Here is a 16,243-nt window from a genome sequence, read left to right as displayed (position 1 = left end):
CGAGCGAGAACTCCGTTCTCGCCTCGTCGACGGCGGCCGAGGGCGATCGGCCGACGCGCCCGCTCTACCCGTCTTGGAGCTCGGCCTCCCGCAGCGCCTCGTTGAGGTCCTCGCGGACGCGCTCGCCCGTCTCGCGGTCCATCGCGGTGGTGACGATCCGATTCTCCTGCACGCTGGAGCCGTCTCGGAGAAGGAGTCGGACGTTGCCGTTGGTCCCGGCGCGCGTCGCCTTCGCGCGGAGCCCGGTCCGCGAGCCGGTACCCCCCGCGTCGATGGGGCCCGGGACGATCTTCTTGACGTGGGGGTGTTGCGCGACGGCGCTCACCGCCTTCCGCCCCTTGCGGTCGCCGATCAGCGTCGAGTGGGCGCCGCCGATCTTCTCGCGCGGCGGCGTCTCGACGACCTCCAGCGCGCGGTCGCCGCGCCGGTCGAGCACCCACGAGACGACGGGACTCGCGCGCTCGCGCTCGTCGTCGTTCCCCGCGTCGACGTTGGCGTCGGGAACGCGGTAGAACTCGTGATGGACCTGCGCGCGGGTCTCGCGGAGGGGTTCGCGCGCGCCGGCGGCGTAGACGGTGTCGGGGCGCTTCCGGCGGATCTCGTCGGCGACCCGGCCCGCGAAGTTACGGAGCTGGACCTCGGTGAGCCGCTCGTCGCTCTCCGGCCGGGTCGTCACCGTCGTCTCGCCGACGACCGCGTCCTCGTCGAGCATCGTCAGGCGGGCGCGGTCTTCGGCGAACTCGGCGACGACGGCGTCGGCGTTGGCGGTGTTGCAGGTGAGACAGTAGTCCCCGGGCTTGCGGAGCGGGGTGCCACACCGCCGGCAGTTCATACCGGACGAAGGCGCGTGGCGGGTAAAAGCGCGTCCGTTCGCCTCGCCGTGGCGGCGGTCCACCCGACTCCGGAGGCAACCCATATTAGTGGACGCCGACCTGAGAAAGGGTATGAACACCGACCGATCCGCGGCGGCCCCCTCAGACGAGGACGCCGGGACGGAGTTCGACGAGGGTGGGGCGGAGTCCGACGGGGGTGGGGAGGAGTCCGAGGGACCCGGTCCGATCGATTACGAACCGGACATTCCGGACGGGGACGCGATCGAGGACCGGCTGGCGCGGCTGTTTCAGAGCGGACGGACGAACGCGCTGGTCGCATGGGCGATGATAGCGGTGCTCGTCGGCACCTTCGTCGAGAGTTTGCTCGCGTTCGACCTCCTTCCGATGGTCCTCGTCGCCGCTATCACCGCCGTCGTCGTCGCGCCGGCGGTCGCGGCGCGGGATCCGCGGATGATGCTTCCCTGGGAAGTCCTCGGACTCGCGCTGTTGCCGATTCTGGTTCGCACGCTCCTCGGCGGCGAACTGGGGACGTTCGCGACGTACCTCGCGATCGCCGCGTTCGCGCTGATCATCACGGTCGAGCTCCAGATGTTCACCACGTTGCGAGTCACTCACTGGTTCGCGGTGCTGTTCGTCGTGCTGACCACGATGGCGACGGCGGCCGCGTGGACGGTGCTCCGGTGGAACGCCGACCGGCTGCTCGGGACCGGCTACCTGACGACGAACGAGGCGCTGATGATCGAGTGGATCTACGTGACGCTGGCCGGGCTCGCCGCCGGCGTCCTCTTCGACGCCTACTTCCGGCGGCGGGGGGCGCGGCTCCGCCGGAGCATCTGGCGGGTGGTGCGCCGATGAGCGTCCGCGGCGCCTTCCGAGCTCGCCCATCGCTGCGGACGCAGCGCCGGCTCACGAGGGGGATGCAGCTCCTGCTCGCCGCCATCGTCGTCTACGGTGCGGTCTTCGGCCAGCCCAAGGCGATCACCAACGGCGGGATCGGGCTGTTCGTCACGTTCGTTCCGGCGCTGCTCGAACGCAACTACGACATCCCGCTCGACCCCTGGCTCGGCGTGTGGATCACGACGGCGGTGCTGTTACACACCGTCGGATCCGCCGGGTTCTACGCCCGCGTCCCGTGGTGGGACCACCTCACGCACGCGCTGTCGGCGTCGCTGATCGCGGGCGCCGGGTACACGACGCTCCGCGCTATCGACCTTCACAGCGACGAGATCCGGATCCCGTCGCGCTTCGCGTTCGTCTTCATTTTCGTCGTGGTGCTCGCGTTCGGCGTCGTCTGGGAGCTGTTCGAGTTCGCGCTCGACATCGTTGCCGACGAGACGGGGATCTCGATGCCGCTCGCGCAGTTCGGACTCGACGACACCGTGGCCGATCTGACGTACAACTCGATCGGCGCGCTGGTCGTGGCGCTCTTCGGCCAGGCGCACCTCACCGGCGTCGCGGAGCGGGTCCGCGAGGGGCTGTACGGCGCGTTAGACGAGCGGTCCTAGCGCAGACACGCCGCGACGACCCGGAGCGCGGCCTCGCCGCGGACCTCGTTCGCGAGCAGCGGGACGCGCTTCACGTCGCGACCGCGGAACAGCTCCGTTGCCCGCCGGAGCGCGCTCTGCTGGACCTCCCAGCGCCGCGCGCAGAAGTCGCAGGTGTCGGGGTTCGGCTCGACGATCCACGCGGGGTCGACGTCCGCGACGTCGCCGACCCCCTCCATCACCCGATTGACGACGAGCGTGTTCACCGGAATCCCGAACTCGTCGAGGCGGGCGACCAGCCGCTCGGACTCGACGACACTCATCTCCTCGGGGATGGTCACGACGCGGAAGTCAGTCTGCGCGGGGTCGCGCAGCACGGCCCGGAGGCGCTCGATCCGCTCCTGGAGTTCGTCGAGGTCGGCGGCGGGGTCGCCGTCGTCGTCCCCGCCGCCGAACATCCCCTTGAGCCCGTCCATCATCCCCGAAAATCGGTTGCGGAGCTTCATCACGCGCCCGATCATCGAGTCCATGATCTCGGGGAGCTGGAGCAGCCGGAGCGTGTGCCCGGTCGGCGCGGTGTCGACGATCACCCGGTCGAACCGCGGGTCGTCGAGGTACTCCAGCAGCTGGCGCATCGCGGCCGCCTCGTCGGCGCCCGGCATCGTCCCACCGAGCAGCGAACCGAGCCCCTCCTCGCCGTCGGGGTCGCCGCCCGCGGCGCCGGCGCCGCCGCCCATCATCCCGCCCATCGCGTCGCCCATCTCGCCCATCCCGCCGAGCGGGTCGCCCTCGGCGCCGAACATCCCCTCCTCCATCGCGTCGTCGGGGTCGATCTCGGCGGCGAACAGGGGCATGTCCTCGCGGATGCGCGTCGGTTCGGCGGGGATATCGGTCTCGTACGTGTCGGAGAGGGAGTGGGCCGGGTCCGTCGAGACGACGAGCGTGCGGACGCCGCCCGCGGCCGAGGAGAGCCCGGTCGCGGCCGCCATCGTGGTCTTGCCGACCCCTCCCTTCCCGCCGTAGAGGACGTATTCGGGCGCGTCGACGCCCTTCGGGAGATCGGTGGCGTCGGTCTCGGCCGGGAGGTCGGCGTCGCGGTCGTCGGTCTCGTGACCGCCGGCTCCGTGCTCGCCGTCGTCCGCGGCCTCGTCGTCGCTCTCGGGCTCCTCGACGCGATCCACGGGTTCGACGTCGATGTCGTCCATACCGGGCCGTGCGTGCGGCGCGTACGTGTACCCGTCGGTATTGCGAGGAAAATGAAGTGTGAGAGATCGACTCTGGGACCGAGGTGGTCCAAGACGTTAGTCATGCTGCGACAAGCATCTCCGAAGCCACAGCTGCTCGTTTATAAACCGTTGCTGTGAGATTGACGGAGAACATCTTCAAAGCCCCAGCCGCGACGACTCGCGTGGCTCGCTGCGCGCTTCAGTCGCTCGCGATGCTCGCTCCTTCCAGTGCTTGCGTCGCCGTGCTTCGTCCTCGCAGCTGCCCCTTTGAGTCCCACCCGACCGCACCGCGACCGCAGCCTCAGACCTCCCCAGCCTCGCGGCTCCCTCCGGTCGCCGCGTCCCTCGCGCGTGCGACTCGCACCCTACGAGTGCTCGTCGGCACGCGCCACCGCACCGCCGTCAGTTTGTAAGCGATTACGATAGCAGCGAGACGGGGTCACGTATCGCGGCTATTCGATCGCTCCCTCACGCTCCACGTTCATCCCGAGGCCGGCCATCGCGTCGAAGAAGTCCGGGAAGGAGACGTCGACGTGCTCGCCGCCGCGGATCGTCGTGGTGCCCTCGGCGGCGAGGGCGGCCACGGCGAGCGACATCACGATCCGGTGGTCGGCGCGGCCGTCGACGGTCGCGCCCCGCAGGTCGCTCTCGGACCCGTGAATCGTCAGGACGTCCGGCTCCTCGGTCGTCTCGGCGCCCAGCGTCGCCAGCTCCTCGGCCATCGCGGCGACGCGGTCCGTCTCCTTGTACCGGACGTGCTCGCAGTTCGTGATCCGGGTGTCGCCCTCGGCGACCGCCCCGAGCGTAGCGATCGTCGGGAGGAGGTCGGGCGTGTCGCCCACGTCGACCTCCACGCCCGACAGGTCGGAGCGCCGGACGGCGATGACGCCCGCCTCGCGGTCCCACTCGACGTCGGCGCCCATGCGCTCCGCGATATCGACGATCGCGGAGTCGCCCTGCGCGCTCGGGCGGGCGCCCTCGATCCGGACGGCCTCTCCGGGCTCGGCGGCGATCGCCCCGGCGGCGACGAGGTAGGAGATCGAGGAGAAGTCGCCGGGGACGGCGTAGCTCCCGCCGGCGGGCGCGTACGACTGGCCCCCCTCGACGACGAATCCCGCCGCGCCGGCGGCGCCGTCGAGCGTCTCGCCGTCCTCGCCGACCGGCGTCGCCTCCACCCCGAAGTCGTCGAGCAGTTCGAGCGTGATGTCGACGTACGGCGCCGACTTGAGCGGCGTCGTCAGCTCGACGTCGATCCCCCGGTCGGTGACCGCGCCGGCCATCAGCAGCGCGGTGACGTACTGCGAGGAGACGTCGCCCGGGATCGCCACCTCGCCGCCCGCGAGGGGGCCGGAAATGACCAGCGGCGCCCGCCCGTTGCCGCGGGTCGACTCCGCGCGCACGCCGAGGTCGCCGAGGGCCGTCAGGAGCGGGCCCTGCGGGCGCGACCGGAGCGAGGCGTCTCCCGTCAGCACCGACGTGCCGTCGGCGAGCGCGGCCGCGGCGGTGACCAGCCGCATCGTCGTCCCGGAGTTCGCGCAGTCGATCACGTCGTCGGGGACCGCCGGCCGGCCGCCGAAGCCGTCGACGGCGAGCGCCTCGGCGTCGTCGGGGACGAGCGCGTCGGCCGCTGACTCGGCGTCCTCACCGGATTCCGACCCGACCGCGCCGCCGAAGGCGGTCACTGCGCGGGCGGTCGCCCGCGTGTCCGCGGAGACGAGGGGAGACCGCACGGTCGCGCCGTCGCTGTACCCGGCGGCGAGCAGCGCGCGGTGCGTGTAGCTCTTCGAGGGGGGCGCGCGAGCGGTCCCCCGCACGGTCGAGTTGGTGACGTGGACGTCCATACCCACCCTGCCGTCCCCGGCGACAAGTCGGTACCGGACGCGGCACGATTGGGCGGGCGGGCGCCGTCCGCGGCGCGAGCCGAATCGGCCGTCGGAGCGCCCCGGCGCACCCTTTATACCACCGGGAGCGTTACCGTCGCGTATGCCCCAGTGTGAGATGTGCGGCGCCGACCAGGCCTCGCTGACGACGACGAAGGTCGAAGGCGCCGAGCTGGAGCTGTGTAGCTCCTGTACGGACTTCGGCACCGAGGTCCGCGACGAGTCCACCGGCTCCGGCGGCGGCAAGTACTCCACGAGCTCGAGCACCGGGAAGTCGTCCTCCTCGTCGTCCTCCGGCTCCGGCGGCTCCTCGGGCGGCTCGACGCGGCCGCGCGACATGTTCGACGACATGGACGAGATCGCCACCGACTACGACGACCAGATCCGGAACGCCCGCGAGTCCCGCGGGCTGAGCCAGGAGGAGCTGGCCGACCAGCTGAACGAGAAGGCGAGTCTGATCCGCAAGCTCGAACGCGGCGACACCCTCCCCACGGACGAGATCCAGCGGAAGCTGGAGCGCGCGCTCGACCTCTCCCTCGTCGAGGGCGAGTCGGTCGAGGACGCCGATTGGGACAGCGGCGACTCCGGGACGATGACGCTCGGCGACGTGGTCAAGCGGAAGGACTGAAAGGATCGTCGCGCGACGTTCGCCGCTCCGCTCTTATTCGACGCGCAGCCACATCGCGCCGAGGAGCACCGCGAGCAGCGCGAACGCGACGAGCGAGAGGTTCGGGATCGTGAGCCCGAGCGCCGGGCTCTGCCACTGGACCGTCGCGCACGGGCCGCCGAGCGTGCACTGCGCCTGCGTCGCCTGGAGGTAGGAGTGGTACGCGGAGAGGGCGAGCCCGAGGCCGGCGAGCGGCAGCGCTGTCCGCGCGACCGCCGCCCGCCCCTCGACGGTCGCGACGCCGAGCACGACGACGAGGGGATACATGAGGATCCGCTGGTACCAGCACAGGTCGCAGGGCGCGAGCCCGAGCCCGAGGCTGAACCAGAGGCTCCCCGCGGTCGCGACCGACGCGACGAGCGTCGCGGCCGACAGCCACGCGGTCGTCTCCGGCAAACGGCTAGTCACACCGTCGCTCCCCCCTCGTCCGTCCGTTCGGAGTCCCCGTACCGCTCCGTCAGGTAGCCGATGATGTAGTCGACGGTCTCGGGGTCGTAGCTCCAGAAGCCGAAGAACTCGCCCGGGGCGCGCTCCTCGGCGAGCAGCGCGCACTTCGCGTCGTCGTAGCCGCCGCCGTCGTACGCGACGAACCAGGTCTCGCGGATCTCCGCGGTTTCGCCGACGTGCACGGTGTAGTGTTCCACGTCGGGCGGGTCGCCCTCGTTCGCCGCGTACGCGTGGACGTCGAGCCGCTCTTTGCCGCCCAGCAGGTCGTAGGTGTCCGCCTCGCCGGTGAGCACGTCGAGGGTCTGGAAGCCGGCGTGGAGCTCCCCGTCGCCGACGCGCCACGCGCGGTCCTCGATCTCCCGAGACGCGGCGACCATGTCGGCGTGGGAGTAGGAGGTGAACATCGTCTCGTCGAGGTGATCGAGGATCGGTTCGCCGACCCTCCGCCGGTCGCCGGTCACCGAACCGGCCGCCGCGTCATCGCCCGTCGCGTCCCCGTCGACCGAACCGTCGTCGGTCGCCTCCGCCCCGCCGCCGCCGCCGGGGAGGAGTTCGTCGACGGTGGCGGCCGTGACGAACTCGCCGTCGCGCGAGAGGACGGCGTACCCGTCCGGCCCCCCGTCGGTCCGTTCCTCGACGATCCGGACGTTGCGGTCGGCGAAGTGCTCGCGGAGCTCCTCCGTGACCGCCGGGTCGGCGTTGAAGACGGTCAGCGTGGCCTCGCGAGCCTCCACGCCGGCGATGAGCTCGATGAGGGACATCGTTCGTTCCGACCCACAGCACCGGGGTATAAGGACGTTTATGCTCCCTGCGGTGTGACGGGGCCGGTCGCCGGGCGGAACCGCGTCGATCTCCGGCGCAGCGTCGCCGGAGCATGAAGGTATTTGCGCCCGCGGCCCCGAGCCCGGATATGTTCATCCTGGTGAACCTCAAGGCGTATCCGTGCGATCCGATCGAAGTCGCGACCGCCGCCCGCGACGTCGCCGAGGCGGCCGGCGCCCGGATCGCGGTCTCGCCGCAGGCCGCCGACCTCGCCCGGGTGGCCGACACCGGCGTCGAGACGTGGGCCCAGCACGTCTCGCCGAACGACCACGGCTCCCACACCGGGTCGACGCTCGCCGAGGCCGTCGCCGCCAACGGCGCCGAGGGGACGCTGATCAACCACTCCGAGAAGCGGCTGAAGCTCGCCGACGTCGACGGGTCCGTCCGCGCCGCCGAGCGCGCCGACCTGGAGACGATCGTCTGCGCGAACAACCCGGCGCAGGTCGGCGCGGCCGCCGCGCTCGGCCCCGACGCCGTCGCCGTCGAACCCCCCGAGCTGATCGGCGGCGACGTCTCCGTCTCGACGGCCGACCCCGGGATCGTCGAGGACGCCGTCGCGGCCGCCGACGCGGTCGACCCCGCGGTCGACGTGTTCTGCGGCGCCGGCGTCTCGACCGGCGAGGACGTGGCCGCCGCGGGCGACCTCGGCGCGTCCGGGATCCTGCTGGCCTCCGGCGTGGCGAAGGCCAACGACCCGCGGGCGGCGCTGGAGGACCTCGTCTCCGGGCTCTGAGCGCAGGTCCCTGCGCTTGCGGATCTGTATAAAGACACCGGTGCGAGCGGTTCACACGATCGTCGAAACCGCACGACGTGGACGGGATCGACTGTCCGCCGAGATCGCGCCGTCTAGTAACCTTTAACCGACACAAGCCGCTAACTTTGGCTAAGATGGCGAGCAACAAGATCCTCGGTATCGACCTCGGTACCACCAACTCCGCGTTCGCGGTGATGGAGGGCGACGAGCCCGAGATCATCGCGAACGCGGAGGGCGACCGGACGACGCCCTCCGTCGTCGCCTTCGCCGACGACGGCGAGCGGCTCGTCGGGAAGCCGGCGAAGAACCAGGCCGTCCAGAACCCCGACCGCACGATCCAGTCGATCAAGCGGCACATGGGCGAGGACGACTACACGGTCGAGATCGGGGACGACGACTACACGCCGGAGCAGGTCTCGGCGATGATCCTCCAGAAGATCAAGCGCGACGCCGAGGAGTACCTCGGCGACGACGTCGAGAAGGCGGTCATCACCGTCCCTGCGTACTTCAACGACAAGCAGCGACAGGCGACGAAGGACGCCGGCGAGATCGCCGGCTTCGACGTGGAGCGCATCGTCAACGAGCCGACCGCCGCCTCCATGGCGTACGGCCTCGACGACGAGTCCGACCAGACCGTCCTCGTGTACGACCTCGGGGGCGGCACGTTCGACGTCTCGGTCCTCGACCTGGGCGGCGGCGTCTACGAGGTCGTCGCCACGAACGGGGACAACGACCTCGGCGGCGACGACTGGGACGAGGCGCTCATCGACCACATCGCCGACGAGTTCCGGAACGACCACGGGATCGACCTCCGCGAGGACCGGCAGGCGCTCCAACGCCTGAAAGACGCCGCCGAGGAGGCGAAGATCGAGCTGTCGAACAAGAAGGAAACGACCGTCAACCTCCCCTTCATCACCGCGACCGACAGCGGTCCGGTCCACCTCGAGCAGTCGATCACCCGCGCGACGTTCGAGAACCTCACCTCCGACCTCATCGGGCGCACCGTCGAACCGACCGAGCAGGCGCTCTCCGACGCCGGCTACGACAAGGGCGACATCGACGAGGTCATCCTCGTCGGCGGGTCGACCCGGATGCCGCAGGTCCAGGAGAAGGTCGAGGAGCTTGTCGGCCAGGAGCCGAAGAAGAACGTCAACCCCGACGAGGCGGTCGCGCTCGGCGCGGCGGTCCAGGGCGGCGTCCTCTCCGGCGACGTCGACGACATCGTCCTGCTGGACGTCACCCCGCTCTCGCTCGGGATCGAGGTGAAGGGCGGGCTCTTCGAGCGGCTCATCGAGAAGAACACCACCATTCCGACCGAGGAGTCGAAGGTGTTCACCACGGCCGCCGACAACCAGACGTCGGTGAACGTCCGCGTCTTCCAGGGCGAACGCGAGATCGCCGAGGAGAACGAGCTGCTCGGCGCGTTCCAGCTCTCCGGCATCCCGCCGGCGCCCGCGGGCACCCCGCAGATCGAGGTCTCGTTCAACATCGACGAGAACGGCATCGTCAACGTCGAGGCCGAAGACCAGGGCTCGGGCAACGCCGAGTCGATCACCATCGAGGGGGGCGTCGGCCTCTCGGACGAGGAGATAGAGGAGATGCAGGAGGAGGCCGAGAAGCACAAGGAGGAGGACGAGGCCCGCCGCGAGCGGATCGAGGCCCGCAACGAGGCCGAGACGACGATCCAGCGCGCCGAGACCCTCTTAGAGGAGAACGAGGAGGAGCTCGACGACGACGAGCTCGTCGCCGACATCGAGGCGGCCATCGAGGACGTCGAGGAGGTCCTCGAGGACGACGAGGCCGACACCGACGAGATCGAATCGGTCACCGAGGCGCTCACCGAGCAGCTCCAGGAGATCGGCAAGCAGATGTACGAGGGACAGGCCGCGCAGGCCGGTCCGGGCGGCGCCGGCGGCGCTGCCGGCGGTCCGGGCGGTCCCGGCGGAATGGGCGGCGCGGCAGGTCCGGGCGGCGCGGCAGGTCCGGGCGGTGCGGCAGGTCCGGGCGGCGCGGGCGCCGACGGCGACGACGAGTACGTCGACGCCGACTTCGAGGACGTGGACGACGACGAGGAATAGCGTCGACCACGCGTCGGCCGTCGGGAGGACGGGCCCCTTAACACGACCCAGCCACGAACGACTCAACAACGAACGTAACGCATGAGTGAAGATTTCTACGACGTCCTCGGCGTGTCGCGGGACGCCAGCGAGGAGGAGATCAAGAAGGCGTACCGCAAGAAGGCCGCCGAACACCACCCGGACGTCAGCGACGACGACGACGCCGAGGAGCGGTTCAAGAAGATCCAGAAGGCCAAGGAGGTGCTCACCGACGAGGAGAAGCGCCGCCAGTACGACCAGCTCGGCCACGACCGCTTCACCGAGGCCGACAAGCGCGGCGCGACGGGCGGCGGCGGCCCCGGCGGCGCCGGCGGCCCCTTCGGCGGCGCCGGCGGTGCGGGAGGAGCCGGCGGCTTCGAGGACATCTTCAACCAGTTCTTCGGCGGTGGCGGCGGCCGCGGGGGCCGCGGCGGTCGCGACGATCGCCCGCGGCAGGGCCAAGACCTCCGGACGGGCCTCACGATCGACCTCGAGGAGGCGTTCGAGGGCGCCACGAAGGAGGTCACGCTCACCCGACCCACGGCGTGTAGCACCTGCGACGGCGCGGGGCACCCGCCGGACGCCGACGTGGAGACCTGTCCGCAGTGTAACGGGCGCGGGCAGGTTCAGCAGGTCCAGCAGACGCCGCTCGGCCGCGTCCAGCAGACCTCGACGTGCCCGCGCTGCGAGGGCGAGGGCGAGCTGTACAGCGAGGACTGCGCCGACTGCGGCGGCGACGGCGTCGTCCGCGAGGAGGCGACGCTCTCCGTGGAGATCCCCGCGGGGATCCGCTCCGGGCAGAGCCTCCGGATGGAGCGCGAGGGCGCGCCCGGCGAGAACGGCGGGCCCAACGGCGACCTGCTGATCGAGGTCGACGTCGACGTGGGCGACCGGTACGAGCGCGACGGCGACGACCTCCGCGTCAGCGAGGCGATCTCCTTCCCGCAGGCCGTCTTCGGCGACACGGTCGAGGTCGAGACCGTCGACGGCACCGTGGAGATGGACGTTCCCTCCGGCACCCAGAGCGGCGAGACGTTCCGGCTCGAGGGGAAGGGGATGCCCCGGCTGCGTCGGCGCGGCCGCGGCGACCTCTACGTGCAGGTCGGCGTCGTGATCCCGGACTCGCTCAACGAGGAGCAGCGCGAGGCGCTGGAGGCGTTCGCCGAGGCCGGCGGCGAGGACATCGACGTCGGCGGCGGCTTCTTCGAGCGGCTGAAGAGCTCCTTCTGACCGCTCTCGTCCCGTAGTTTTTCCAACACGCGCCACGTACTGCGGATATGGGCTACGACACCACCGCCTACGACGACGTCGAACCGCGCGCGCCGGGGATGTACTTCCTCCGCGACGCGCTCGACTGCGAGAAGCTCGGCGTGACCGTCGTGGAGGCCGACGACGGCTGGGAGGGGATGGAGCACGACCACGCCGACGCCGACCACGAGGAGGTGTACGTGCTGCTCCACGGCGCGGCGACGCTGACAGTCGACGGCGAGCCCGTCGAGCTCGGTCCCGGCGACGCGGTCCGGGTCGACGCCGACTCCGCGCGCGACCTCGCCTTCTCCGCCGACGGCTCGCGGATGGTCATCGCAGGCGCGCCCTGACACGGCGCGCCCTGACGCGGGGCGCGCCCCCGGCCTCTCACGGGATCGGCGCGCCCGACCGCGCCACTCCTCGTTTTTAAGTCTCGGCCGCTCCGAGCCCCGGGTATGGACGTGGTCGGGGACCTCCTCGCGCGGGATCGACGGAGTCGGGACGTCGCGCTCGTCACGCCCGACGGGCGCGAGCGCACGTACCGCGACCTGATCACCAACGCGTACAAGGCGGCGAACGTGCTCCGCTACCTCGGCGCGCGCGAGGGGTCGACCGTCGCCGTCGAGCCGGCGCCGGGGCTCCACACGACGCTCGCCTTCCTCGGCGCCGCCGGGCTGGGCGCCCCGGTCCGGTTCGACCCCGCGGCGGGGATCGAGCGCGGCGACCGCGTCGTCCTCGTCGACGTCGCCGACGAGTCGACGACCGAGCCGGCGCCCGGTACCAGCCTCGCCGCCTTCGGCGGCCCGCCGGAGCGACCGGAGACGACCCACTGGGAACAGGAGCTGTGGAGCGAGAACCCGGGAATGCCCCCGAGCGGAGTCGGCCCGGACGACCCCGTTCTCCGCGGAACGAACCGCGACGAGCCGGACGGCGACGTCTCCCACCGCGCGCTCCTCGACGCCGCCGGGTCGGTCGTCGACGAGCTGAGGCTCGAACAGGGAGGCAGGGTCGTTCTCCGCGGGGACCTCGCGGACCCCCGGGCGCTGGCCGCGGGAGTCGTCGCGCCGCTCGCGGCGGGGGCGACGTCGGTCCTCATCGGCGAGGGGACGAGCGACAACGAGCCGACCGTGAGCCTAGAGCCGGCGGAGGGCGGCGACCCGCGACCGATACCGCTCCCGGCGGTCGGCGATCGCTAGGACAAAGCGGGGAGAGCGGCGGCGATCGCCTCAGTCGTCGGCCGGATTCAACGGCGCCGACCGGTCCCGCTCGTGGAGGAGACACGCCGACTCGTGACCGGCCCCGTGGTCGGTCCGCTCCGGAACGGTCTCCTCGCAGGGCGTGGTGACGCGCTCGGAGAGCGTCGCCGCCGCGCCCTCGAGGTCGCCGTCGAGCGCCTCGTCGAGCGCCGCGTCGAGCAGCGACTCCATCTCGGCGGCGGGTACCGCCTCCTCGACGTCGAACTCTCGGCGGATCTGGCCTTTCACGGCCTCGGGCGTCGCCTCGGCGTCGCTCCCGGTCCGGAAGTTCTCGCGGATCTGCTCGACGTCGACGCTGCCGGCGGCGAGCGCGTCCCGGAGGTTCAGGAGTCCCCGCCAGCTCGACTGATCGAGGTCGACGTCGTCCGGCTGGATCACCTTGTGACACCGGGTGTGGAACCGACAGCCGGAGGGCGGGTCCTCCGGGCTCGGCACGGTTCCCGTCAGCTCGATCCCCTTCGCGGTCGAGCGCGGGTCCGGCGTCGGGATCGCCGAGAGCAACGCCTCCGTGTACGGGTGTTGCGGGTCGGCGAAGATCCGGTCCGTCGGTCCGATCTCGACGATCTCGCCGAGATACATGACCGCCACCCGGTCGCAGATCTCACGGATGACGGACATGTCGTGGCTGATGAACAGAAGCGAGAGGTCGAACTCCGCCTGGAGGTCGGCGATCAGGTCGAGGATCTCCGCCTGGATCGAGACGTCGAGCGCGGAGACCGGCTCGTCGGCGACGATGAGCTCCGGGTTCAACACGAGCGCGCGGGCCAGCGCGATCCGCTGCTTCTGGCCGCCGGAGAACTCGTGCGGGTAGCGGTCGTAATCCTCGGGCGAGAGCCCGACCCGCTCGAGCAGGTCCTCCACGATCGCCCGGCGCCGGTGGCGGTCGGACATCCCGTGGATCTGGAGCATCTCGGCGACCGCGCTCCCGACCGACATCCGCGGGTCGAAGCTGGAGGAGGGGTCCTGGAAGATCATCTGCGCGTCGCGGCGGAACGCCTTCAGCTCCCGGTCGTCGAAGCGCGTCACGTCGTTCGGGTGCGTGCCGTCGGCGTTCCGGGTCGCGCCGCCCCGCCCGCCGCCGTTGAAGATCACCTCGCCGCCCGTCGGGTCCTCCAGCCGGACGATGGAGGTCGCCGCCGTGGACTTCCCGCAGCCGGACTCGCCGACGAGCCCGAGCGTCTCCCCGGGCGCGATGTCGAAGCTGATGCCGTCGACGGCGCGAGCGGCGCCGACCCGCCGGTTCAACAGGCCCTTCCGGATCGGGTAGTGCTTCTCGAGGTCCCGCACGGAGAGGAGCGGCTCCTCAGTCATCGGCGGAGCGCACCCCCTCGCCGTCGGCGCCCGCGTCCGGGATCCCGTCGCGGACGACGGAGTCGTCGCGGCCGGGGCGGTAGTGGACGCAGGAGGCGCGCTGTCCCGGGTTCACCTCGATCTCCTCGGGCTGGTCGCCGGTCACGCAGGCGTCGACCGCGCGCTCGCACCGCGGGGCGAACCGGCACCCGTCCGGCGGGTCGAGGGGGTCGGGGAGCGTCCCCGGGATCCCGCCCTTCTTCCCGCCGATCTCGGGCAGGCAGTTGAGGAGCCGCTGGGTGTACGGGTGCGCGGGACGCTCGAAGACGTCGAGCACGTCGCCGCGCTCCATCACCTTGCCCGCGTACATCACGACGATGCGGTCGGCGATCTCGGCGACGACGCCCAGGTCGTGGGTGACGAAGAGGATCCCCATGTCGAACTCCGCCTGGAGGTCCTCGAGGAGCCGGAGGATCTGCGCCTGCACCGTCACGTCCAGCGCCGTGGTCGGCTCGTCGGCGATCAGCAGGTCGGGGTCGCCGACGAGCGCCATCGCGATCATCACGCGCTGCTTCTGCCCGCCGGAGAACTCGTGCGGGTAGTCGTCGAACCGGGAGCTGGCGTTCGCGATCCCCACCCTGTCCATCAGGTCGATCGCCTTCGCCCGCGCCTCGTCGTCGGAGACGTCGCGGTGGATCTGCAGCGCCTCCACGATCTGCCACCCGACCGTGTAACAGTGGTTCATCGCCTCCTGGGGGTTCTGGAAGATGTGCGCGATCTCGTACCCGCGGATCTCGCGGAGCTCCGGCTCGCTCATCTCCAGCAGGTCGCGTCCCTTGAATCGGACCGACCCCTCGACGCGCCCCGGCGGCTCCTTGACGATCCGCGTCACCGACTCCGTCGCCACCGTCTTTCCGGAGCCCGACTCGCCGACGATGCAGACGGTCTCCCCCTCGTCGACCGAGAAGTCGATCCCGTCGACCGCCGTGAGTTCGCCGCTGTCGGTGCTGAACGTCGTCGTGAGGCCTTCGACCTCGAGCAGTGGGGTGGACATTACGCGTTCTCCGCCTCCGCTTCGGGGTTTAAGGCGTCCAACAGCGCGTCGCCGATGAAGTTGAACGCCAGGATGGTCAGGAACAGCACGATGCCGGGAGCCAACACGATCCACGGGGCGAACGCCAGGTCGCTCCGTCCTGCGGAGATCAGCTGTCCCCACGAGGGGACCGCCGAGTCGCCGATCCCGAGGAACGCGAGCTGCGCCTCGGCGAGCAGGAAGCCGGGGATGAGCAGCGTGAGCTGCGTGATGATGCTGCTCGCCACGTTCGGGACGACGTGTTTCCGGACCACGCGGTACGTGCTCGCGCCGCTTATCCGGGTCGCCTTGATGAACTCCTCCTCGGAGACGGACAGCGACTTGCTGCGCACGTACCGCGCGGTGCCGCCCCACGCGAACGCCGAGAAGACGAGGATGAACATCCCCAGCCCGGCGCCGTAGATGTACAGGATGAGCAGGAACATCAGGAACGTCGGGAACGAGAGGATGATGTCGACGAACCGCATCATCACCTCGTCGACCCAGCCGCCCGCGTACGCGCTGACGGTGCCGAACGTGATGCCGATCGCCGCGACGATCGTCGTCGTGATGAACGCGATCTGCATGCTGATCGTCATCCCGTAGACGACCCCGGCGAAGACGTCCTTCCCGCCGCGGGTGGTCCCGAGCGGGTGCTGCCACGTCCCCTGGCACCGGCCGTTTGCGACCTCGCCCACGCAGTTCGCGACGTTCGCCTCGTTGATCGAGAGGAACACCGGCGGCTGGTGGCCGGTGAGGATGCTCTGCTCGGGCGCGCTGATCAGGAGCGGACCGACGAGCCCGCCGACGAACACGATCCCCAGCCAGCCGAGACTGACGACCGCGGGCCGGTTCCGCCTGAACTCCTTCCAGTAGTACCGGGTCATCCGCGGGTTCTGGTACAGCGGGAGGACCAGGTAGAAGAAGAAGAGGAACAGCGTGAAGACGAAGGCGTAATCCAGCGGGTCGAGGTTCCTGCTGAGTCCGATCGCCTGGAACGTCGCCTCGCGCTCGCCGACGAACAGGTAGTCGTACAGGTAGAGGAGCGCCAGCGGCAGCGTCGCCGCCAGCATGCCGATCGAGTTTATCGACAGGTCGTACCGGCCCGACTGAGAGAGCTCGCTCCAGTCGACGCGGTCGAACTGCTCCGGTTTTTCGGTTGCCATGT

The 16,243-nt window shown here is 70.7% G+C and carries 16 protein-coding genes; 8 read left to right on the top strand and 8 right to left on the bottom strand.

What is annotated here, in order from left to right:
- Positions 1-64: 64 nt before the first annotated feature.
- Positions 65-832: a DUF2103 domain-containing protein gene (locus B4V04_RS07760; protein WP_498230599.1), complete on the bottom strand. Its 768-nt coding sequence runs from the start codon at positions 830-832 to the stop codon at positions 65-67.
- 112 nt (positions 833-944) lie between these two features.
- On the opposite strand from B4V04_RS07760, the gene B4V04_RS07755 reads away from it, so the two are divergent.
- The gene (locus B4V04_RS07755) at positions 945-1,688 is read left to right on the top strand and encodes a hypothetical protein (RefSeq protein WP_498230597.1); all 744 of its coding nucleotides are present in this window, start codon (positions 945-947) and stop codon (positions 1,686-1,688) included.
- Positions 1,685-2,338 carry a DUF2238 domain-containing protein gene (locus tag B4V04_RS07750; protein ID WP_498230596.1) on the top strand — a complete coding sequence of 218 codons (654 nt, stop codon included), beginning with the start codon at positions 1,685-1,687 and terminating at the stop codon, positions 2,336-2,338. Before B4V04_RS07755 ends, B4V04_RS07750 begins: the two co-directional genes overlap by 4 nt.
- Here the strand turns inward: B4V04_RS07750 and B4V04_RS07745 are convergent.
- On the bottom strand, positions 2,335-3,522 hold the full coding sequence (locus B4V04_RS07745; protein ID WP_498230594.1) for an ArsA family ATPase: 1,188 nt from the start codon (positions 3,520-3,522) through the stop codon (positions 2,335-2,337). The genes B4V04_RS07750 and B4V04_RS07745 overlap by 4 nt on opposite strands.
- 473 nt (positions 3,523-3,995) lie before the next feature.
- Complete coding sequence (aroA, locus tag B4V04_RS07740) at positions 3,996-5,384, bottom strand: 3-phosphoshikimate 1-carboxyvinyltransferase (protein ID WP_498230592.1); 1,389 nt, start codon at positions 5,382-5,384, stop codon at positions 3,996-3,998.
- 142 nt (positions 5,385-5,526) lie between these two features.
- On the opposite strand from aroA, the gene B4V04_RS07735 reads away from it, so the two are divergent.
- Positions 5,527-6,051 carry a multiprotein bridging factor aMBF1 gene (locus B4V04_RS07735; protein WP_498230590.1) on the top strand — a complete coding sequence of 175 codons (525 nt, stop codon included), beginning with the start codon at positions 5,527-5,529 and terminating at the stop codon, positions 6,049-6,051.
- 33 nt (positions 6,052-6,084) lie between these two features.
- On the opposite strand, the gene B4V04_RS07730 is transcribed toward B4V04_RS07735, so the two are convergent.
- Both B4V04_RS07730 and B4V04_RS07725 read right to left on the bottom strand, forming a co-directional pair.
- Positions 6,085-6,498: a disulfide bond formation protein B gene (locus tag B4V04_RS07730; RefSeq protein WP_498230589.1), complete on the bottom strand. Its 414-nt coding sequence runs from the start codon at positions 6,496-6,498 to the stop codon at positions 6,085-6,087.
- Positions 6,495-7,298 carry a DICT sensory domain-containing protein gene (locus tag B4V04_RS07725; RefSeq protein ID WP_498230587.1) on the bottom strand — a complete coding sequence of 268 codons (804 nt, stop codon included), beginning with the start codon at positions 7,296-7,298 and terminating at the stop codon, positions 6,495-6,497. Before B4V04_RS07725 ends, B4V04_RS07730 begins: the two co-directional genes overlap by 4 nt.
- Before the next feature lie 149 nt (positions 7,299-7,447).
- On the opposite strand from B4V04_RS07725, the gene tpiA reads away from it, so the two are divergent.
- From tpiA to B4V04_RS07700, 5 genes are all read left to right on the top strand, one after another.
- Entirely contained in the window at positions 7,448-8,092 is a 645-nt protein-coding gene (gene tpiA, locus B4V04_RS07720) for a triose-phosphate isomerase (RefSeq protein ID WP_498230585.1), read from the top strand.
- Positions 8,093-8,247: 155 nt separating this feature from the next.
- Entirely contained in the window at positions 8,248-10,191 is a 1,944-nt protein-coding gene (gene dnaK, locus B4V04_RS07715) for a molecular chaperone DnaK (protein ID WP_498230583.1), read from the top strand.
- 81 nt (positions 10,192-10,272) lie between these two features.
- A complete protein-coding gene (dnaJ, locus tag B4V04_RS07710) occupies positions 10,273-11,439 on the top strand; it encodes a molecular chaperone DnaJ (RefSeq protein ID WP_498230581.1) in 1,167 nt (388 codons plus the stop codon).
- Positions 11,440-11,486: 47 nt separating this feature from the next.
- Positions 11,487-11,807, top strand: a complete 321-nt coding sequence (locus tag B4V04_RS07705) for a cupin domain-containing protein (protein ID WP_498230579.1) — start codon at positions 11,487-11,489, stop codon at positions 11,805-11,807.
- A gap of 105 nt (positions 11,808-11,912) precedes the next feature.
- Entirely contained in the window at positions 11,913-12,653 is a 741-nt protein-coding gene (locus tag B4V04_RS07700; RefSeq protein WP_498230578.1) for an acyl-CoA synthetase family protein, read from the top strand.
- 30 nt (positions 12,654-12,683) lie between these two features.
- Here the strand turns inward: B4V04_RS07700 and B4V04_RS07695 are convergent, their stop codons facing one another.
- From B4V04_RS07695 to B4V04_RS07685, 3 genes are read right to left on the bottom strand one after another with little or no spacing between them, the layout of a single operon-like run.
- A complete protein-coding gene (locus B4V04_RS07695) occupies positions 12,684-14,024 on the bottom strand; it encodes an ABC transporter ATP-binding protein (protein ID WP_498230576.1) in 1,341 nt (446 codons plus the stop codon).
- Positions 14,017-15,057 carry an ABC transporter ATP-binding protein gene (locus B4V04_RS07690; protein ID WP_498230574.1) on the bottom strand — a complete coding sequence of 347 codons (1,041 nt, stop codon included), beginning with the start codon at positions 15,055-15,057 and terminating at the stop codon, positions 14,017-14,019. The genes B4V04_RS07695 and B4V04_RS07690 overlap by 8 nt, the downstream gene beginning before the upstream one ends.
- Complete coding sequence (locus tag B4V04_RS07685; protein ID WP_498230572.1) at positions 15,057-16,241, bottom strand: ABC transporter permease; 1,185 nt, start codon at positions 16,239-16,241, stop codon at positions 15,057-15,059. The genes B4V04_RS07690 and B4V04_RS07685 overlap by 1 nt, the downstream gene beginning before the upstream one ends.
- Positions 16,242-16,243: the final 2 nt, after the last annotated feature.

The sequence above is a fragment of the Halorubrum sp. B52 genome (genome assembly GCF_059752555.1).
This window is presented reverse-complemented; position numbering and strand designations above follow the sequence as displayed.